The 17,991-nt window shown below is 69.8% G+C and carries 19 protein-coding genes and 1 riboswitch; of the genes, 9 read left to right on the plus strand and 10 right to left on the minus strand.

The genetic code is table 11. The features are described from left to right. Positions 1–44 precede the first annotated feature (44 nt). Complete coding sequence (locus ACQP2Y_RS26210; RefSeq protein WP_433717681.1) at positions 45–314, minus strand: YciI family protein; 270 nt, start codon at positions 312–314, stop codon at positions 45–47. A 151-nt stretch (positions 315–465) separates the two neighbouring features. Beyond that, a riboswitch (FMN riboswitch) is annotated at positions 466–594 on the plus strand. Between the two features lie 69 nt (positions 595–663). Here ACQP2Y_RS26210 and ACQP2Y_RS26215 point away from each other — a divergent pair. Beyond that, positions 664–1,380 (plus strand): nicotinamide mononucleotide transporter family protein, encoded by a 717-nt coding sequence (locus ACQP2Y_RS26215; protein WP_433717682.1) that lies wholly within the window; start codon positions 664–666, stop codon positions 1,378–1,380. 595 nt (positions 1,381–1,975) lie between these two features. On the opposite strand, the gene ACQP2Y_RS26220 is transcribed toward ACQP2Y_RS26215, so the two are convergent. After that, on the minus strand, positions 1,976–2,872 hold the full coding sequence (locus ACQP2Y_RS26220; protein ID WP_433717683.1) for an RICIN domain-containing protein: 897 nt from the start codon (positions 2,870–2,872) through the stop codon (positions 1,976–1,978). Positions 2,873–2,962: 90 nt separating this feature from the next. Continuing rightward, complete coding sequence (locus tag ACQP2Y_RS26225) at positions 2,963–3,877, minus strand: DMT family transporter (RefSeq protein WP_433717684.1); 915 nt, start codon at positions 3,875–3,877, stop codon at positions 2,963–2,965. Between the two features lie 72 nt (positions 3,878–3,949). On the opposite strand from ACQP2Y_RS26225, the gene ACQP2Y_RS26230 reads away from it, so the two are divergent. Continuing rightward, positions 3,950–4,852, plus strand: coding sequence for a LysR family transcriptional regulator (locus ACQP2Y_RS26230; protein ID WP_433717685.1), 903 nt, complete (start codon positions 3,950–3,952; stop codon positions 4,850–4,852). A gap of 193 nt (positions 4,853–5,045) precedes the next feature. After that, positions 5,046–5,408, plus strand: a complete 363-nt coding sequence (locus ACQP2Y_RS26235; protein ID WP_433717686.1) for a hypothetical protein — start codon at positions 5,046–5,048, stop codon at positions 5,406–5,408. Positions 5,409–5,518: 110 nt separating this feature from the next. On the opposite strand, the gene ACQP2Y_RS26240 is transcribed toward ACQP2Y_RS26235, so the two are convergent. Further along, positions 5,519–5,902 (minus strand): MarR family winged helix-turn-helix transcriptional regulator, encoded by a 384-nt coding sequence (locus tag ACQP2Y_RS26240; RefSeq protein WP_433717688.1) that lies wholly within the window; start codon positions 5,900–5,902, stop codon positions 5,519–5,521. 196 nt (positions 5,903–6,098) lie between these two features. On the opposite strand from ACQP2Y_RS26240, the gene ACQP2Y_RS26245 reads away from it, so the two are divergent. From ACQP2Y_RS26245 to ACQP2Y_RS26255, 3 genes are read left to right on the plus strand one after another with little or no spacing between them, the layout of a single operon-like run. After that, entirely contained in the window at positions 6,099–6,407 is a 309-nt protein-coding gene (locus ACQP2Y_RS26245) for a hypothetical protein (protein ID WP_433717689.1), read from the plus strand. Between the two features lie 3 nt (positions 6,408–6,410). After that, positions 6,411–6,908, plus strand: a complete 498-nt coding sequence (locus tag ACQP2Y_RS26250; RefSeq protein ID WP_433717690.1) for a hypothetical protein — start codon at positions 6,411–6,413, stop codon at positions 6,906–6,908. Then, positions 6,895–7,095: a VOC family protein gene (locus ACQP2Y_RS26255; protein ID WP_433732070.1), complete on the plus strand. Its 201-nt coding sequence runs from the start codon at positions 6,895–6,897 to the stop codon at positions 7,093–7,095. The genes ACQP2Y_RS26250 and ACQP2Y_RS26255 overlap by 14 nt, the downstream gene beginning before the upstream one ends. A gap of 284 nt (positions 7,096–7,379) precedes the next feature. On the opposite strand, the gene ACQP2Y_RS26260 is transcribed toward ACQP2Y_RS26255, so the two are convergent. Next, entirely contained in the window at positions 7,380–8,414 is a 1,035-nt protein-coding gene (locus ACQP2Y_RS26260; protein WP_433717691.1) for a macro domain-containing protein, read from the minus strand. A gap of 276 nt (positions 8,415–8,690) precedes the next feature. On the opposite strand from ACQP2Y_RS26260, the gene ACQP2Y_RS26265 reads away from it, so the two are divergent. Both ACQP2Y_RS26265 and ACQP2Y_RS26270 read left to right on the plus strand, forming a co-directional pair. Continuing rightward, on the plus strand, positions 8,691–10,352 hold the full coding sequence (locus ACQP2Y_RS26265) for a hypothetical protein (RefSeq protein ID WP_433717692.1): 1,662 nt from the start codon (positions 8,691–8,693) through the stop codon (positions 10,350–10,352). Between the two features lie 3 nt (positions 10,353–10,355). Continuing rightward, entirely contained in the window at positions 10,356–11,357 is a 1,002-nt protein-coding gene (locus ACQP2Y_RS26270; RefSeq protein WP_433717693.1) for a hypothetical protein, read from the plus strand. A gap of 40 nt (positions 11,358–11,397) precedes the next feature. Here the strand turns inward: ACQP2Y_RS26270 and ACQP2Y_RS26275 are convergent, their stop codons facing one another. Together ACQP2Y_RS26275 and ACQP2Y_RS26280 are read right to left on the minus strand one after the other, a co-directional pair. Further along, on the minus strand, positions 11,398–12,612 hold the full coding sequence (locus ACQP2Y_RS26275) for an LCP family protein (protein ID WP_433717694.1): 1,215 nt from the start codon (positions 12,610–12,612) through the stop codon (positions 11,398–11,400). Further along, positions 12,609–12,773, minus strand: coding sequence for a hypothetical protein (locus tag ACQP2Y_RS26280; protein WP_433717695.1), 165 nt, complete (start codon positions 12,771–12,773; stop codon positions 12,609–12,611). Before ACQP2Y_RS26280 ends, ACQP2Y_RS26275 begins: the two co-directional genes overlap by 4 nt. A 131-nt stretch (positions 12,774–12,904) precedes the next feature. Between ACQP2Y_RS26280 and ftsH the strand changes: the two genes are divergently transcribed. Continuing rightward, positions 12,905–15,010 carry an ATP-dependent zinc metalloprotease FtsH gene (ftsH, locus tag ACQP2Y_RS26285; protein ID WP_433717696.1) on the plus strand — a complete coding sequence of 702 codons (2,106 nt, stop codon included), beginning with the start codon at positions 12,905–12,907 and terminating at the stop codon, positions 15,008–15,010. Between the two features lie 59 nt (positions 15,011–15,069). Here the strand turns inward: ftsH and ACQP2Y_RS26290 are convergent, their stop codons facing one another. From ACQP2Y_RS26290 to ACQP2Y_RS26300, 3 genes are read right to left on the minus strand one after another with little or no spacing between them, the layout of a single operon-like run. Then, positions 15,070–16,020, minus strand: a complete 951-nt coding sequence (locus ACQP2Y_RS26290) for an MBL fold metallo-hydrolase (protein WP_433717697.1) — start codon at positions 16,018–16,020, stop codon at positions 15,070–15,072. 23 nt (positions 16,021–16,043) lie between these two features. Beyond that, the gene (locus tag ACQP2Y_RS26295) at positions 16,044–16,703 is read right to left on the minus strand and encodes a response regulator (RefSeq protein ID WP_433717698.1); all 660 of its coding nucleotides are present in this window, start codon (positions 16,701–16,703) and stop codon (positions 16,044–16,046) included. After that, positions 16,676–17,917: a sensor domain-containing protein gene (locus ACQP2Y_RS26300; RefSeq protein ID WP_433717699.1), complete on the minus strand. Its 1,242-nt coding sequence runs from the start codon at positions 17,915–17,917 to the stop codon at positions 16,676–16,678. The genes ACQP2Y_RS26295 and ACQP2Y_RS26300 overlap by 28 nt, the downstream gene beginning before the upstream one ends. Between the last annotated feature and the right edge of the window lie 74 nt (positions 17,918–17,991).

Genomic DNA, 17,991 nt, shown 5'->3' on the forward strand with positions numbered 1-17,991 from the left:
CGCCGTCCCTGTTCGCCCTCGCCGTCCCTGTTTTTGCGTCGCGGTCAGGTCAGGACCTCGTCCCATTCGCGGATCTCGTAGGAGCGGACCACGCCCTCCAGGACGAACGGGTCCCCGGCCACGAAGGCCTCGGCGGACTCGCGGGTCGGGAAGATGGCCATCGAACCCTGGTTCACCGGGTCGCCGAAGGTGCCGACCATGAGGATGTCGCCGCGGTCGTGGAACTGCCCGATCCGGCTCTGGTGCGCCGGAAAATGCAGCGGCGCCTTCTCCATGACGTCCTCGGCCGGGGTGTAGAACAGCACATACTTCACGACGCCAACTCCTTGGTCCGGGCTTACGTTCGTCTCGACTAACCGTAAGCTACGACTTACGGATCTTCCGCGCAAGCCCCTCGTCGCTCGCGATGCAGGTCACATCTCCAAGGCGGTCGATGGGATTACGATGAGGCTCAAGTGACACGTTCAGCGCGCTCCGGGGTCGGTGCAATTCCGAACCGGCGGTGACAGTCCGCGACCCGACCGCAGCCGGCGGCCGGTTGACCCGGTGAAACTCCGGGACCGACGGTGAAAGTCCGGATGGGAGGCGGCGCGCGGACGGTACGGCTATCCGCGTGCGCGGTCCTCCCCGGCGTGCACCTCTGTCCCCCCGGAGGTGCAGACGGTGCACTGGCTCGATCAACTGCTCACCGCGTTCTACGACGCCAAGTGGCAGGTAACCGACTCCCAGGCCATCTACTGGCGAGAAATAGTCGGCAATGCGTTCGGCCTCGGCTCAGCCCTGTTCGGCCTGCGCCGCAACTGGTGGGCGTGGCCGGTCGGCATCGTCGGGAATGTGCTGCTGTTCACGGTGTTCCTGGGCCAGGCTCTCGGCAACGACCAGGGCACTCCGCTGTACGGCCAAGCATCGCGGCAGGTCTTCTTCATCATCACGAGCGTGTATGGCTGGTGGCTCTGGCGGCAGAACAGGCACTCGGCCGGTGGGGCTGCGGTCGTACCGCATTGGGCTTCCGGGCGGCAGCGGGCTCTGTTCATCCCTGTTGCGTTGGTCGCGGTCGTGCTGTGCTTCTACGCCTTCCGGGGCATCGGGGCGGGGTTTCCGGTTCCTTGGTGGTATTACCTGGCCGATTCGTGGATCTTTGTCGGGTCGATTCTGGCTACTTATGCCATGGCTCGGGGGTGGGTCGATTTCTGGCTTTGCTGGATTGCCGTCGACCTCGTCGGGGTGCCGGAGTTGCTGCATTTCGGGTACTATCCTTCGGCGATTCTCTACGCCGTTTATGCCGGGTTTGTGATCTGGGGTTTTGTGGTGTGGTTGCGCATTTCTCGTCGCGAGGAGCCTCCTCGGGTTGATTCTCCCGCTATGGAGACCGTGGGCTGAGCCGGATTTTCTTGCGGTGGACGGTTGGAGGCCGGGGGTGACCAAGAAGGCGGTAAAGCATCTATGCCGTCTTGGTCACCCCCGGCCTCCAACCTTGCATGGTTTCCACTTGGGGCCAGGATTTTGGTTGCTCGCTGCTGGTTGCAGCGCTTCGTGAGTGGTCCCCTTGCGATTGGTGGTCTGGCTGCCGCGCTGTGGGCGCGGTAGGGGATTTCTGTCGGGCAGGCCGGCCTTGGTGGTGGGTCTTGCGTACGCACCTCGCCGGTTTCGGTGATTGCTTGGTGGGCGACCGGCACGGCGGCGGCCTCATCCGACGCCTGTTGCACGCCCCCGTCTGAGTGGCGGCCAATTCGCCGTCATGCCTCCGACGCCGGCATGCCTCCAACGCCGGCTTGCCGTCGATGCCGCGATCTCCGTCCACGGCAGAGCACCAGCTCAGCCAGCGTCACCGTCACCGTTACCTGCAGCCTTGCCGATTTTTTAGGCGCTGTTGAAGGGCGACGTTGCGGTCCGCCGGGCAAGGTGGTGCGGTCGTTGGTGGTTGCGGTGGCTCGTCCGTTGCGTTGTGGGCGGGCCGTCGCTGGGGTATTTGCGGTTAGGCGAGGGCGGTGCGCCATAGGCGGGATGGGTTGCCGTCGCAGCGGTATTGGACGATTGTCGCGTTCAGGGTGGTGCTGCCGCCGGCTGGGGAGAGGCATAGGCCTGTGCTGACGTTTTGGAGGAAGGAGAAGTAGCCGTTCGGGACCAGGCGCCAGGTTCGGGCCGGGTTGCCGTCGCAGTGGTATTGGACGATTGCGATGTTGTCGCCGCCGGCGCCGCCGGCTGGGGAGAGGCATAGGCCGCTGTTGACGTTCTTCAGGTAGAAGCCGCCGGTGTAGTCGTCGACGAGGTTCCACAAGCGGGCGGGGTTGCCGTCGCATTCGAACTGGACAGCGGTGACGTTGAGGACGCTGCTGCCGCCGGCGACGGTCAGGCAGAGACCGCTGTTGGAATTCGGGATGTGGTACGCGCCGAGCAGACTCCATCCCCGGGCCGGGTCCTGGTCACAGGCGTACTGGACGAGGAGCACGTTGATCGTGGTGCTGCCGCCCGCGGGAGACAGGCACAGGTTGCTTCGCACGTTGCGGATGAGGAAGCCGTTCGGGCTGCTTATTTGCTGCCAGTAGCGGGCCTGATCCGCGTCGCAGGTGTACTGCACGATGGTCTGGTTGAGGCCGCTGCCACCGCCGGCGGGAGACAGGCATTGGCCGGTGGCCACGTTCTGGATGCGGAACCGCCCGTCGGTGCCGGGGCTGTAGAGCTGCCGCCAGGCCCGGTTGGTGTTGTTGTCGCAGTAGTACTGGACGATGGCGGTGTTACTGGCGCCGCTGCCGCCAGCCGGGGCGAAACAGAGGCGGCTTTTCGCGTTCTGAATCCTGATGTTGTCGGCGGGATCGGCGGCGCCGGCGGGTGCGGCCGACAGGAAACTCGCGAGCAGAGCAATCGCCGCCACCACAATAATGGACCGGCGCCTTCGTCGAAACATGGACTGCCCCCTTTTCGTTGCCGCTGACGCTACGGAGTCCGACGCTTTCGCTGATCCTCAAATCGTGCCAGCCGACGTATTTCGTTTCGCCGCCACCATCTCGTCGTGGCGGCGGTGGTCGGCTTCTACGCGCTGGCCGTAGTAGGTGCCGGCGAGGACGAGGGTGATTCCGGCGACGGCGGTCGCGGTCAGGTGCTCGCCGGCGATGCCCACTCCGATCAGCACGGCCCACACCGGTTCGGTGCCCAGCAGCAGGCTCGCCCGGGCCGCCGACGTACGGCGGATCGCCCACAGTTGCACCAGGAACGCGAACACGCTGCAGCCCAGCGCGAGATACAGCACGCCGAGCCACTGTCCCGGCCCGAAGGCCCGTACCGCCGATGGCAGGGCGGGTGCCGCAAGCACCGTGAACAGGACCGCGCCGACCATCATCTGCAGCCAGGTGAGCGTCACCGTGTCGTACCGCCGGCCGTCGGTCAGCCGCCCGGACAGCGTGACGTGCGCCGCGCGGACGACGGCAGCGGCGAGCATCAACGCGTCGCCGGCCGTCGGTGCCCGCAGGCCCGGCCCGGCGACGAGCAGCACCACGCCGACCACCGCCACCGCCGCGGCCACGAAGAACCGGGGCGGCAGCCACCGCCGGCGCACAGCACCCTCCAGCGCCGGCGTCAGCAGGATCGTCAGGCTGATCAGCACTCCGGCGTTGGTCGCGCTGGTCAGCGCCACCCCGTACGTCTCCAGCACCAGCACCGTCGCCTGGGTGAGGCCGAGCAGCGCCCCGACCCGTACCTCCGGACGGCTCAGCCGTCGCACGGCCATGACCGGCGCCAGCGCGACCGCCGAGACGAGAAAGCGCAGGGCCAGCACGGCCAGCACCCCACCGGCCAGGACGAGGGTCTGGGCGACCAGATAGCTGCTGCCCCACACCACCGCCACGGCCAGCAACAACAAATCGCTGCGGCGTATCGACATGGACGCAGCCTGGAGCCGGTCTATCGTGAAGACAAGACGCGTACCTCTCAACTGATGGTGTAGTGACGCCTAATGGATCTGCACCACCTGCGCCTGCTCAGGGAACTCGGCGACCGCGGCAGCCTCGCCGCCGTCGCCCGAGCGATGCACATCACGCCCTCGGCCGTCTCCCAGCAACTACGGTCGCTGCAAGGCTCGGCGCGCGTGCCACTGACCGAGCGCCGCGGCCGCCGCCTCGTGCTGACCGAGGCGGGCCGAGCCCTCGCCGCCGCGGCCATCGAGGTCTCCACCGCCCTCGACCGCGCCGGGCGGGCCGTGGACGCGTACCTCGACAACCCGGCCACGCCGGTCACCGTGGCCGCCTTCCACAGCGCCGGGCTCACCTACTTCGGCCCGCTGCTCAGCCGGGCCGGCCTGCCACCGCTGCGGTGCTCGGACCAGGACGTACCGCAGGCCGGCTTCCCGGCCCTGGTCGCCGACTACGACCTGGTGCTGGCGCACCGGCTGGCCCACAGCCCGCCCTGGCCGGCGGACCGGCTCACCGTCGTGCCGCTCGTCCACGAGCCGCTGTACGTCGCGATGCCCGCAGGCCACCGGCTCGCTTCGAAGACATCCCTCACCACTGACGACGTCGCCGCCGAGCCGTGGATCAGCGTCCGCGAGGGATTCCCGATCGAAGGCGTCCTGACGGCGATCGCAGCGGCCGCCGGTCGGCCCGTCGATATCGTCCACCGGGTCAACGAGTTCACCGTCGTGGCCGCGATCGTGGCCGCGGGCGGCGGGCTCGCGCTCCTGCCCGGCTACACCAGCCGGCCCGATCCCGGCGTGGTCCTGCGGCCGCTGGCCGACCTGCCGGTCGGGCGCCACATCGACGTTCTCACCCGCCCGGAGAGCCTGCACCGGGTCGCGGTACGCACGGTCCTCGACGCGCTGCACGAGATCGCAGCCGAGCATGGGCGCCCGCCTCGAGCGTGACGGCAGCGCCAGGTTGTAGACCTCGGCGGTTGCCAGCGGATATCGACGAACATCAGTAGGGTCGGGCACTGTGAACAGACTGACGATCTCCTGGGCCTTTGGTGCCGTTGCCGTTGCGCTCCTCAGTGGGTGCTCCTCGGATGAGCCCCCTCGGGCCGGCACGGCTGCGCCCGCAGCGTCCACGATTTCCGTGGTGCCAAGCTCCGCTTCCGTCGACGGGCCTTCGGCGTCGGCTCCGGCCGCCGCGAAGGGAGGGAGCGCGGCGCTGTGCGAGAAGGTGGCTGCGGCGAAGGTGGCGTTGAATGAGGAGCTCAAACGGGTGGTCGCTCCCGGCGGGAAGGTGCCGCCAGCGGAAGGCAAGAGGGTGATGACGGGCCTGGCCGCCGCGCTGAGCGATCTCGCCGCTCCCGGCGATGGCGAGCTGAGCGACGCGCTGAATGGACTCTCGGCCGAGGCCAAGAAGGCGGCTGGTGCCGCCGACCCGGTACAGGCGGCTATGAGTCCCTCGTTCGACGCGGCGGGCCAGAAGGTCGACAAGGCCTGTACGAAGCCTTGACCGAAGTCAGTGGTTCCGTGCGCGAACGCCGGGGTCGGCGGTCACGATTCTGAGCGGCCGGTCCAGTGGTCCGGGTTGGTGGCGCCGGCATGGGGGCGTCAGTTGGCTGGTTATTGGTAGGGGTCGGTTATCTCGCGGAGTTTGGTGAGGATCTGGTGCAGGCGGGCGGTGGTCCGGCCGCCCAGGTGACGGGTCCATTCCTGCTGGACGACGACTTCGGTGCGGCGGGCCACCTCCCGGGCGGCGAGTCCGCGTTCGGCGAAGACGACCCGCCGCGCGCGGGCGTCGCTGGCGTCCGGGACGCGGCGCACGTATCCGGCGCGCTCGAGCTGGTCGACCATGAAGGTGACGGTCTGCTTGGTGACCCGCGCCCGCTCGGCGAGGTCGGTGACCCGGGTGCCTTCGGCGCTCACCCGGGCCAGCACTCGCGCCTGGGCGACGGTGATGTCGTCGAATCCGGTCGCGGCGAGGTCGGCCGGCACCCGGTCCTCCATGGCGCGCTGGACGATGAAGCACAGCAGCCCGATGTTGAGCGCGCCGTCGTCGGCCGAGGCGCTCGCAGCCGTTGCGGAGACCCGGGCCGGGGGCGGCGAAGCTGGCCGGGACGTTCGCGAGCGACGCGGGGCCGGACCGGTCAGCTCGTCCCTCGACCACCACGGACGCCGGTGCCTCCTCTCCGAAGGAGCGGTCATGACCTACTACGCGCACGTCGTCGACGTACCGGCCCCGGCCGAGGTCTACGACGCCACCCATGCCGAGCTGCTGCGCCGCACCGGCGGGGACGTCGAAGGGCTGATCGTGCACCTGTGCCGGGCCACCGAGGGTGGCTTCCAGGTGCTGGAGGTGTGGACCGATCGGGCGGCCAGCGAGCGCGCCGATCGAGAGCTCGTCGGGCCGATCCTCGCCGCGCAGGCACCGGACGCGCCGTTCGTGCCGCCCCGCGTCGAGGAGTTCACCGTTCGCGGGCTGGTCGTGCCCGCCGGCGGCATTGCGACGTGAGCCATGCCGAGGATCACCGGCGATGTCGAGTCCGCCACGCTCACCGGCCTCGGCCTGGGCCCGCGACCGGTGTCGCAGCTCGAGGCGATGGTGGCGGCGCAGTCCGGCCGGCAGATGCACCTCCTGACCGTCCGGCTGGAGGCCCACCCGTACTCCCGGCCGGCCTTAACCACGGCGGCTCGTTACCTGGTCAGCGGCGTCGCCGCCGACGACACCGGCCGGACCCGGGACTACGCCTTCTTCGTCAAGCTCGTTCAGGCCTGGACCCGGTCACCGCTGTCCGAGCAGGTGCCCGCGCCGCTGCGCGCGCAGCTGGCGCCACTGTTGCCCTGGCGGAGCGAGCCGGACGTCTACCGGGGCGACCTCGGCCGGCGCCTGCCCCACGGGATCAGCCTTCCCCACGCCCGTCTCGTGACCGGCCTGGACGACGAGTCCGCGGCCATCTGGCTCGACCGCGTCCCGGGGCGTCGGTCCCTATCTGCTGTTCCTGCGTACACCTGATACGAAGACCGGGTGGAACCGCGTTCACCTCGACGTGCGCCCGTACCCGGGCGACGACACGGCTGCGGAGGCAGCCAGGCTGCGGGCCCTCGGCGCCACCGCCGTCGGCGTGGACCCGGCCGAAGTCCACTGGACGGTCCTCACCGACCGGGAGGGCAAGGAGTTCTGCCTGCTGGCCCCGGCCTGACGTGGACGCGGCCGCACGAATCGCAGGCATGGTCGGCCAGTCGACGGCCGGCGGCCGGCGGCCGGCGGCCGCGATGATCAGGCTGAGGACTCCGCCGGTGACGCCGCTGCCAGTCGCCAGCAGACTGGCGACCGCGCCTGGGCGGGGGACCTCGAACAGCAGCACCACCACGATCACCGGGAACAGGAACGAGTACACGCACAAGGCGGTGCCCGCGGCGGCGACGGGACCCATCCGCCCGGGAAGTAGGACTCTCTGCCTGCTTCTACTCGCCTGCGGCGGAACTAGCCCGGCTCCGGCCGCAGGCCGGCTTCCCTGAGGGCACGTCGGCACGCGTTCCTCTCCTGGTCGGTGTAGGCCAGGAAGTAGACGGTCTCGACCCGGGTGACCGGCGCCGCGCGCAGGTAATTGCGGGCCTCGTGGACGAGCGAGGTCGCGACGCGGCTGACATCGCCACCGGCGTTGCCGGTCCCGAGCAGCGGAAAGAGGATGGAAATCGGCATCTGCAGACGCTCGACCGCCTGAAGGACGTTCGACACGCATCGGCCGACGTCCCGCATCGGATGGAATCCCGAACCCGGCTCGGCGTGGACCGACGCGACGTGCACGACGTAATGGACGCCGTTGAGCTCCCGCAGCCGGCCGGCGCCGGTCATGACGACGGCGCCCGGCTCGAACGGGCGCTGATCGGCCACCTTCGCGGTCAGCTCGTCGGCGATCAGGTCCTCGGCAACGCGACCACGCGCATCGTGCGTCGCCCCCGCGTACCGGATGATCGCTGAGATCGAGAACTCGTGGACACGGGCCATCTCCATCTCGGTGCTCTCCGGATTGACCCAGACGTTGGCACATCGCACCTGGCGGATGTCCCCTGTCACGACGCCGATCCGGCGGTTGTCGTGCACGACGTGATGGGTGATGTCCTGGACGGTCAGCACCTGACCGCGTGCCTTGCCGTACCGATCAGCGAACAGATCGGCCGAACGCTGCTCCCGCCGGTGCATCTTGCTGAGCTGGGCGAGCTTTTGGTACTCCACTTCCCAGTCCGCCGGTTGGGCGGACATTCCAAGATCGACGTTATGCGCCTGTGCGTATCGCGCACACCGCTGAACGAAGGCCTCGACGAATTTCCAGGTCGGCGGCTGAGAAATTTTGCCGGCCAGGGTCGCGTAAATGTGAGCCCGGCGGAGCGGGAAGTTGCGATCGGCGTGCAGGGATTCCACTGACGGTCCGCCCGCCGTCCGATGCAGTTCCCTGAGACGCGCGCTGAACGCGCGGAGTGAGGTCGGCAGGTCGCTGTCCGGGTTGGTCATGCCCATCCGGTCTCCTCGATGTCCGCTGCTGGACTGGGCCGGACCCCTCGTACGCAGGCGTCAGGACGGGCCACGTCCGCAGTTGGTCTGGTGGACTTGCGTACCCCGCCGGCCACGGGGAAATCTCGATGTCGTTCGTGCAGGATCGCCGGCTCACTTGTTGATCACTCATGGTCCTGCCCGGCCTCGGCAGCACAATGGCTCCCGGCCGCGGTGAGGAGCGTAAATGAACGGCAGTGAATTGCCGCTGTTCGAGCGCCATTCGTCAATCAAGGAGCACAAGTGACCACGGCAGTTGCGTCACCGCGCGAGCGGATCGAGCAGGCACCGATTCGCCGCCGTACGGTGAACCAGACACTGTGCGCGGCTACCCATGTTTCGGAAGGCTTCGCGGATTATGTCGTCCGCATTCTCGACGGCTGGCCTCGGGGTGGCGCGCCATCGGTCACCGAGGACCCGGTGGCGTTGGTGCGCCACGCCGCCGCCGCACGGCGGCTGCGACTCGGCCGGGAGATCGCGTGTTGCGTCATCGCGGTGGTGGTGATCTGCGCAGTGATCGGCCGCCTGTCCGAACCGCTCGGCTTCCGCCTCGCGGTCGCGGCGGTGGCACTCGTCATCGGGGTCTACGCAGGACGCAGGCTGCTGACTCGCGGAATAAAAGCAGTGGTCGGCTGGGCCTGGCGGAGCAAGCGCGACCGTAGGCATTCCGGACCACTGCGATGGGTCGCCGGCCTGGCCATGGCGACGATGCTGATCCTCGCTCTGGCCCTGAGTCAGGCGGCTCTTTGGGACTGCGCCGCCATAGTGCTCGTCGGCCTGGTCACCGGTGGGGTGGTCGTCGTCGCCGAGTCCGCCGTGGCGCACCGGCGGGCAGCCGCGATCGTTGCCGATCGCTCGCACGATCCGCGCAGCCTCGCTCCCCCGGTCCGTGGGCGTCTGGAGCAGCGAATCGAGAGCCTGACGGGGGCGAACGTGGTCGCTTACTCCGAGCAGCGGGCGTCTGCGCCGTTCGTGGGTAACGGGCTCGTCGTCCGGCCCTGGAAGCTCGACATCGACATTCATCGCCGGCCGCCGGACGCCGCCGAGGACACCTTCGAGATGTTCGACGTGGTCGCCTTCCACGAGTGGCTCGAAGGCCAGTTCGTCGTGGAAACCGCCGTTGAGAGCACGGCGTCCCGGCAGATGGCGGCCGGGCATCGCATCTACGTCGACGGACGGAAGATCGCCTGGGACTCCCCACTGGTCGCGGACGGTCGGCCGATTCCGCGCCTGGACTGGAAGGACTTGGCCGAGGAGCTGCGCCATCCGGAGCGTGCCGACGACCAGCGGGTCTATTTCTACCTTCAGGAAATCTGCAGGGACGGGGAAATCGGCGTCTGCACGTTCGTCCGCCCACTGCTGCAGGGCGGCAGTCTGTCGATCGAGTTCGTGCCGTTGGTGCTCACACCGGTGCATCCCGACGTCGAGGCGCTGGTTGCCGGTCTACCGCTCAACCTGCGGGACCAAATCGGTCGGGCGCTACGGTTGTGGACCTTCCGCACCGCGGCGGCAGTGTTCGGCAGTCCCCTGCGCTGCGTGAGGCGGACTGCGGCATGGGGCACGAGGCTGTCCGCACGTGCGCACTGGCGACTGGCGGTGCGATGGCGCTGGTTCTACGACCTCGGCGCGGTCATGTCGGTCCGCGAGGGCGTGAGCTGGCGGACACCCGAGGAGCTCGACCACTTCGTGATCCGGGATCTGATCCGCATCAATGACCAGCTGCGCGAGCGGCTGGTCACGTCGATCAAGTCGTACCTGGCGGCCCACGGCATCGACCCGGATCAGCTGGAGACGGCCGTGACGATCAACCAGATTCAGAACTGGAGTGTCGGCAACGTGCGAGCCGACATGGTGGGTTTCGGTAACAACAACACGTTCGGCAACCCCGGCCGCGGTGAAGGATAGGCGATGGCTGATCAGACGTTCAACATCCACGGAGCGCTCGACGGCGGCATCGTGGTGTTCGGCAACAACAACGAGAACCGCCTGTACCTGCCCACCGCCTCGGCTGACAGCGTGGCCCGTACCCAACCCGTCTTCGGTATCGTGACCGCGCTTCCGGACGAGTTCGCAGCGGCGAGCGTGCTCCTCGACGACGCGCAGAATCCCTCCACGATCGCCGACGACCGGGCCCAGTACGTGTTCGGCACGATGCCCAGCCGAGACGCGCAGCGGCCGCACGACGTGGTGCTGACGCTGCTCGGAGACACCGGAAACACCGCCGCGGCCGAGTCCTGCGCCAACCTCATCCGCAGTTTCCCCAGCGTGGACATCGTCATCATGTGCGGGATCGCCTGCGGTGTGCCGGTGCCGGTGCCGGTGCCGGACCGGCCAGAACGCAACGTGGGACTGGGCGACATCGCCGTGGCGACCTGGGGGATAGCCGACTACGACCACGTGGTCGAGCACGACGACGGACGGCGGCCCCGGCAGTCGTTTCCGCTGCCCTCACCACTGCTCGTACGACTCGCCCGCTACCTGGAAGCCGTGGAGATGCGCGGTGACCGGCCTTGGGAGCCGTACATCGACCGCGCCCTGACGGTCATTCCCTCTTTCGCCCGTCCGGACCTCGTCGGGGACAGGTATCCACAGGTGCGGTACGGCATGATCGGCAGCGCCGACCGGTCGCTGCGCAGCGCGCGGGTCCGTGACGAACTGGCCTCGTCTCACCGACTGATCGCCATCGAGATGGAGGGCAAGGGCGTCGGCAGCGCCGGTTTCGCGGGCGGGCTGGAATGGTTCGTGGTGCGTGGCATCAGCGACTACGGTGACGCGAACACCACCCGCCTCTGGCGCGGGTACGCGTCGGTAGTCGCCGCCGCCTACGTCCGAGCGCTGCTCGCCGAGTGCCCGCCACTGACCCCTCGAGGCGGACACCCGCAGGCGACCGGCGGCGCACGGCAGCGGTGACGTTCTCCTACGTCAAAACGGCTCGCTGTACACGACCGGCTCAGCTGCGGGTCACCCAGCTGGGGTTGGCGATGACGAACCCATCAACGGTGTCGGTCTTCACCGACTTCAGCAGGTCCATGCTCGTGTCGCTCAGAATCTCCGCGCTGCCCACGCCAGGGATGTTCTCGCTGTTGAACTTGCCGTTGTTGGTTTTGATGGTGATCAGGTCCTCCGGGCGGATCCCCCGCAGCGCGAACACCCAGTCCTGCAACGGGATACCGCCGTCGTCGACCGTCATGGTCTTACCGACCGCCTTCAGCAGACCGGGCAGCTTCGTCGGTGAGTCCAGGCCACTGTCCATGATGTTTTTGATCAGCGCCTTCAAGAACTGCTGCTGGTGCCGCTGGCGGCCGTAGTCGTAGCTGTCGTCCTCCAGCAGGTCGCGTTGGCGGACGAAGTCCAGGGCTTCTGATGGGGTGAAGCAGCGGTTGCCCTTGCGGTAGATGTTCGGGGTCACGCCGCGGATCTTGGCGCGCAGCGTGCCGTCCGGGTTGATCCGGTACGGCGCGGTCAGTTTTCCGGTCTTGTTGTCGTGGCCGTAGTGGATCGATGTTGTTGTGGTGTCCACGTACATGCAGACCTTGCCGAGGACGTCGACCACCTTGCGGAAGCCCTGGAAGTCGATGATCGCGCCGGCGTCGGGGGTGATGCCGGTCAGGCTTTTCACCGTTTTGGCGAGCAGGGTGAAGCCGCCGGTGAGGGCCTTCTCGCCGGTCAGGCCTCGGCTGCCGTAGGCGAACGCCGCGTTGATCTTGTTGCGGCCGCCGGCGTACCGCTGGGCGCCGTTGTCGAATTCCGGGATGCGTACGTAGCTGTCGCGTGGCAGCGACACCAGGTACGCCTGTTTGTGGTCGGCCGGGATGTGCAACAGGATGATCGAGTCCGACCGGGTCGGCTTGCTCGGGTCCTGGCCGGGCCGGGTGTCCAGGCCCACCAGCAGGATCGTCTTCGCGCCCTTGACGCTGACCCGCTTGGTCTCCACCCGCGTCTCGCCCAGCAGGTTCTGCTTGGTGACCGTCTCGGTGGCCGTGCCCAGCAGCACCCGGGTGCCCGCGACCGCCGCCCCGCTGCCGGCCATCAGCAGCGCGCCGACCACCAGACACCACAGCGCCCAGCGCGGCGAATGCCTCGTACGGCCTTTCTTCGCCGGCGCGGGGGCGCGGTCGCCCTGCTCCCCTGCCGTCTGCGCTTTACGGCTCGCACGCTTGCTCACAGCACCTGCTCCCGGCTCAGGACGCGCTCCGGCCGCAGCCGTGCCGCGGTCGCCGCGAGCCGTCGGGCCCGGGCGTCGGCGGTGGCGCGCGGCGTTCCGGCCGCGTATCCCCGCACCGCGTCACGGCGTGCGAACGCGGTGCGCCGTTCTCGTTCGATCATGGTTGCCCCCTCGATGGAGACGACGGGTACGGAACATGAGAACGTTGCGAAATTCTGGATGAACAATCGAGGAGCGTCGCCCTCATCACGTCGCGGGCAACCGGGCACCCACCGCGAGTAGCGTCGCGACCATGAGCACCCCCGGGCCCGAGCAGAGCGGTCGTCCCAGCGGGCCGCTGTCCCGTGCCGGCGGCTCCGGCCGCGCCGGCGACGACCGTCCGCCCGCCCCGCCGCCGTGGCGGGTCGAGGGTGCGCCGCCGGGCAGCAACGGTGCCAAGACCCCGCGTCCCGCCTGGCAGCGCTTCGGCTGGATGCTGCTGGTGCTGCTCGCGCTCAACTGGATCATCTCCTCGACCCTGTTGGCGCCCGAGCCGCGCACCGCGGTGTCGTACACGTTCTTCCTGACCCAGGTCGACGCCAAGAACATCGCGGACATCACCTCGACGGCCGACACCATCGAGGGCACGTTCACCGCCAAGACGTCGTACACGCCGGTCGGTGGCAAGGCGGTGAAGGTCGATCGGTTCACCACTCAGCGGCCGTCGTTCGCCGAGGACAACCTGTTCGCCAAGTTGCAGGCGAACGGCGTACCGGTGAATGCCAACCCGCCGGACGCGCCGCGGCCGATCTGGCAGCAGGTGCTGCTCGGTTTCGGGCCGACCCTGCTGCTCGTCGGGCTGCTCGTCTGGTTCCTGCGCCGGGCCGCCGCCGGGGCCGGCGGCGGCATCGGCGGGTTCGGCAAGTCGCGGGCCAAGCTCTACCAACCCGAGGGCGGCCCGCGTACGACGTTCGCCGACGTGGCCGGCATCGAGGAGGTGGAGCAGGAGGTCACCGAGATCGTCGACTTCCTGCGCGAGCCGGAGAAGTACCGCAAGCTCGGCGCGCAGATCCCGCACGGCGTGCTGCTGTCCGGCCCGCCCGGCACGGGCAAGACGCTGCTGGCCCGGGCGGTGGCCGGCGAGGCCAAGGTGCCGTTCTTCTCGATCTCCGCCTCCGAGTTCATCGAGATGATCGTCGGGGTCGGCGCCAGCCGGGTGCGGGACCTGTTCGAGCAGGCCAAGAAGGTCTCCCCGGCCATCATCTTCATCGACGAGCTGGACGCGATCGGCCGGGCCCGGGGCGGCGCGCAGTCGCTCGGCGGCAACGACGAACGCGAGCAGACCCTCAACCAGATCCTCACCGAGATGGACGGCTTCACCGGCAGCGAGGGCGTCGTGGTGCTGGCGGCCACCAACCGGCCGGAGATCCTCGACCAGGCGCTGCTGCGCCCGGGCAGGTTCGACCGCCGGGTCACGGTCAGCCCGCCCGACCTCAACGGCCGGCGCAAGATCCTCGAGGTGCACACCCGCGGCGTGCCGGTGGCGCCCGAGGTGGAGCTGGGCGCGATCGCCTCGGCGACGCCAGGCATGGTCGGTGCCGACCTGAAGAACCTGGTGAACGAGGCGGCGCTGCTGGCCGCCCGGCGCAAGCACGAGCAGGTGGCCGTCGCCGACTTCAGTGACGCGCTGGAGAAGATCGTGCTGGGCACGGTCCGCGGCATCATGCTGACCCCGGAGGAGAAGGAACGCACGGCGTTCCACGAGTCCGGCCACGCGCTGCTCGGCATGCTCACGCCGGGCGCCGACCCGGTCCGCAAGATCTCGATCATCCCGCGTGGGCAGGCCCTGGGCGTGACGTTCCAGAGCCCTTCGGCCGACCGGTACGGCTATTCGGCGAAGTATCTGCGGGGCCGGATCATCGGCGCGCTCGGCGGGCGGGCGGCCGAGGAGGTCGTCTACGGCGACATGACCACCGGCGCTGAGAGCGACCTCGACCAGGTCAGCAGCATCGCCCGGCAGATGGTGGGCCGCTGGGGCATGTCCGAGGCGATCGGCCCGGTGACCGTGCTGCCGCCGCCGGGCAGCGAGTCGCCGCTGGGCCTCGACGGTGTCGCGCCGGCCACCAAGGAGCTGGTCGACGCCGAGGTCCGCAAGATCGTGGACGAGTGCTACGACGAGGCGCTGAGCCTGCTGCGGGGGCACCGCGAGCAGCTGAGCGCGCTGGCGCACCGGCTGCTGGAGGCGGAGACGCTGGACGAGGCGGACGCCTATGCCGCGGCCGGCATCGACCGCGAGCAGGCGCCGGGAGCGGTGGCCCGCGGCGAGATCCCTGGCAAGCCACCGGCGCCCGGCCTGCCACCCGAGGACGCGCCGGCAACAACCCAGGACGGCCGACCGGTAGCCGCGACCCGCGACTGATCAAGCGAGGAAGGTCGACCGCGAACAGGCTGGACGAGCAACCGCGAGCCCGCGGTCGGTCAGGGGCGTTGCCAGCCGGCCATCGCGGTGAGGAGTTCCAGCAGCGTGATCGGCGCGGTGGCCGGGTCCAGCGACTGGTAGGCGCAGTACAGGTTGGCGACCGTGCGTTCGGTCTCGCCCCAGGCGGCGTAAGGACCGAGGTCCACGACCGCGGCGGCCTCGCGCCAGGTGCGGCCGGCGGCGATGCTGCTGACGGCGTACCCGTGCAGGAAGGTCAGATAGTCACGGACCTGGCGGATGCCGTCCGGGCCGGTGACCGGGCCGTGGCCCGGCACGACCGTGACCGGGTCCAGGGCCAGCATCCGGTCGCAGGCCGCGATCCAGTTCTCGACCGGCCCGGACCAGATCATCGGGGTGCCGCCGATGAAGAGCAGGTCCCCGGCGAAGAGCGTCCGCGCATCCGGCACCCAGACCACCACGTCACCGCGGGTGTGCGCGGGCCCGAGCGGCAGCACCTCGACAGCCCGGCCGCCGACCTCCAGCGTGGTGGGCGCGGTGACCGTCTCGTCGGCGCCGCGGACCGGGATGTCCGCGAAGGTGTACGCGCCGAAGTTGCGCCGCAGGTAGGGGCCGAGCACCGGGCCCAGTTCCGCGGTCATGAGCTGGGCCAGCAACGCCGGCGGCACCTCGTGCAGGTCCTCGTCGAAGTGCGGGCCGGCGTGGATGACCGTGCCGGCCGGCAGCAGCGCGTTGCCGTAACAGTGGTCGCCGTTGGCATGGGTGTTGACCGCGTGGCGCAACGGGCTGCGTTCGGTGACCGGGGCCATCGCGGCGAGCATCTCGCGGGTCATCGGCAGGTCGAAGAGGGTGTCGACCAGCAGCGTGCTGCCGGCGCCCTCGATCAGGCCGGCGTTGCTCAGGCCCCAGCCGCCGTAGGGGGCGAGCCAGGCGTGCACGCCCTCGGCGATCTCGTGCAGACCTTTGCGGTACGCAATGCGGTCAGCGGACATGGCTCCTCCGACGGAAGTAGGGGTCAGGCGCGCAGGTAGGCGAGGACGGCCAGGACGCGGCGGTGGTCCTGCTCGTCCTGGGGCAGGTCGAGTTTCTGCAGGATGGCCCGGATGTGCTTGGCCACGGCCGCCTCGGTGACGACCAGCCGCGCCGCGATCGCCGCGTTGGAGCGGCCCTCCGCGATCAGCGCGAGCACCTCCCGCTCGCGGGGTGTGAGCGCGCCCAGCGGGTCCCGGCGGCGGCGCAGCAGCTGCCGTACGACTTCCGGGTCGACGACCGTGCCGCCGGCCGCGACCCGGTGCAGCGCCTCGACGAACTCCTCGACCCGGCCGATCCGGTCCTTCAGGAGGTAGCCCACGCCGGTGCCGTCGCCGGAGTCGAGCAGGTGGGTGGCGTACGTCGTCTCCACGTACTGGCTCAGCACCAGGATCGGCAGGGCCGGGTGGCGGCGGCGCAGCTCGACCGCGGCGCGCAGTCCCTCGTCGGTGAAGCCGGGCGGCATCCGTACGTCGGTCACCACGATGTCGGGGCAGGCGGTCTCGACCGCCTCGGGCAGCGCGGCGGCGTCGTCGATCGCGGCCACGACCTCGTGACCGAAGCGGGCCAGCAGCCCGGCCAGTCCTTCGCGGAGCAGGACGCTGTCCTCCGCGAGGACTACGCGCAGAGTGGCAGTGGCCGGCACGGGAGCTCCACGGTCAGGACGGTCGGGCCGCCGGGCGGGCTGGACAGGGTCAGTCTCCCATCGACCACGGACACCCGGTCACCCAGCCGCAGCAGCCCGGTGCCGCCGTCCGGGTCGGCGCCGCCGCGGCCGTCGTCGCGTACCCGGACGGTCAGCGTGCCGTCCGCGTAGCCGCCGGTGATCTCCGCCTGCGCCGCGCCGCTGTGCCGGGTCAGGTTGGCCACCGCTTCGCAGACGACGAACCAGGCGGTCGACTCGATCGGGGCCGGGAAGCGGCCCGGCAGGTCCAGGCCGACGGTGACCGGGAGCACCGAGCGGTCGGCGAGCTCGTGCACCGCGGCGGGCAGGCCGAAGTCGGTCAGCAGCGGCGGGTGGATGCCGCGGATCAGCTCGCGCAGCTCGGTCAGGGCCCGCTCGGCCTCGTCCTGGGCCCGGGTCAGCAGGGTGGTGAGCGGACCGGCGGGCGCGTCGAGGCGGGCCAGCCCGAGCATCATGGTCAGCGCGACCAGCCGCTGCTGAGCGCCGTCGTGCAGGTCCCGTTCGATGCGCGCGCGTTCGGCCTCGAAGGCGTCGACCAGCCGGACTCGTGAGCGGGTCAGCTCGGTGATCCGCGCGTCCGGGCCGGTGAGCAGGGTCCGGGCCAGCGCGGCGCGGGCCCCGGCATAAACCGTCATCCCGTACGCGGCCAGCGCGAACACCGGCGCGGCGAGGGCCGCGACGGCCACCGCGAGCGGCCATGAGGTCACCGGCCAGGCCTTGAGCACGTTGACCTGGTCGCCGTCCACGCCCAGCAGGATCGGGGTGGCGAGCAGCGCCAGCGGCACCGCGACGGTGAGCACCACCGCGAGCACGTCGAACGGCCAGAGCAGCGCGAGCAGCAGCGCGTGGCCGAGCTCGCGCCAGGTGACCGGCTCGGTGTAGCGCGTGTGCAGCCAGGACCGCAGGCCCGGCCGGGGCGGTGTGCGGTGCGCGTCCGGCAGCGGCCGGTCGTCGAGGAGCCGCCGTACCCGGCGTTCGGCCCGCGCGACCGGCAGGCCGGCCAGGGTGAAAGCGGCGGGGCCCAGCACGACCAGCGCACCGGCGGTCAGCAACAGCAGCCCGGCGAGCAGCACGAGGGCACCGGTCAGGGCGCCGCCGAGGAGATAGGCCGCGGCTCGCCACGGCCACGCGGACAGCAGGAAACGCCGGCTGCCCAGTGCCTGCCACACGTTCACGCGGCACACCGTAGACCGTAGTGCCAGCGCTACCGGGAAGACTCCTCTCCGGGAGACTGTGCGGCGGCGCCGGC

This window comes from Actinoplanes sp. CA-051413 (assembly GCF_050955795.1).
Lineage (GTDB): Bacteria > Actinomycetota > Actinomycetes > Mycobacteriales > Micromonosporaceae > Actinoplanes.

Coding starts and splice junctions, on each gene's coding strand:
- ACQP2Y_RS26225 (WP_433717684.1), bottom strand. CDS start 3,877: ATGTCGATACGCCGCAGCGATTTGTTGTTGCTGGCCGTGGCGGTGGTG.
- ACQP2Y_RS26230 (WP_433717685.1), top strand. CDS start 3,950: ATGGATCTGCACCACCTGCGCCTGCTCAGGGAACTCGGCGACCGCGGC.
- ACQP2Y_RS26240 (WP_433717688.1), bottom strand. CDS start 5,902: ATGGAGGACCGGGTGCCGGCCGACCTCGCCGCGACCGGATTCGACGAC.
- ACQP2Y_RS26245 (WP_433717689.1), top strand. CDS start 6,099: ATGACCTACTACGCGCACGTCGTCGACGTACCGGCCCCGGCCGAGGTC.
- ACQP2Y_RS26250 (WP_433717690.1), top strand. CDS start 6,411: ATGCCGAGGATCACCGGCGATGTCGAGTCCGCCACGCTCACCGGCCTC.
- ACQP2Y_RS26260 (WP_433717691.1), bottom strand. CDS start 8,414: ATGGGCATGACCAACCCGGACAGCGACCTGCCGACCTCACTCCGCGCG.
- ACQP2Y_RS26270 (WP_433717693.1), top strand. CDS start 10,356: ATGGCTGATCAGACGTTCAACATCCACGGAGCGCTCGACGGCGGCATC.
- ACQP2Y_RS26280 (WP_433717695.1), bottom strand. CDS start 12,773: ATGATCGAACGAGAACGGCGCACCGCGTTCGCACGCCGTGACGCGGTG.
- ftsH (WP_433717696.1), top strand. CDS start 12,905: ATGAGCACCCCCGGGCCCGAGCAGAGCGGTCGTCCCAGCGGGCCGCTG.
- ACQP2Y_RS26290 (WP_433717697.1), bottom strand. CDS start 16,020: ATGTCCGCTGACCGCATTGCGTACCGCAAAGGTCTGCACGAGATCGCC.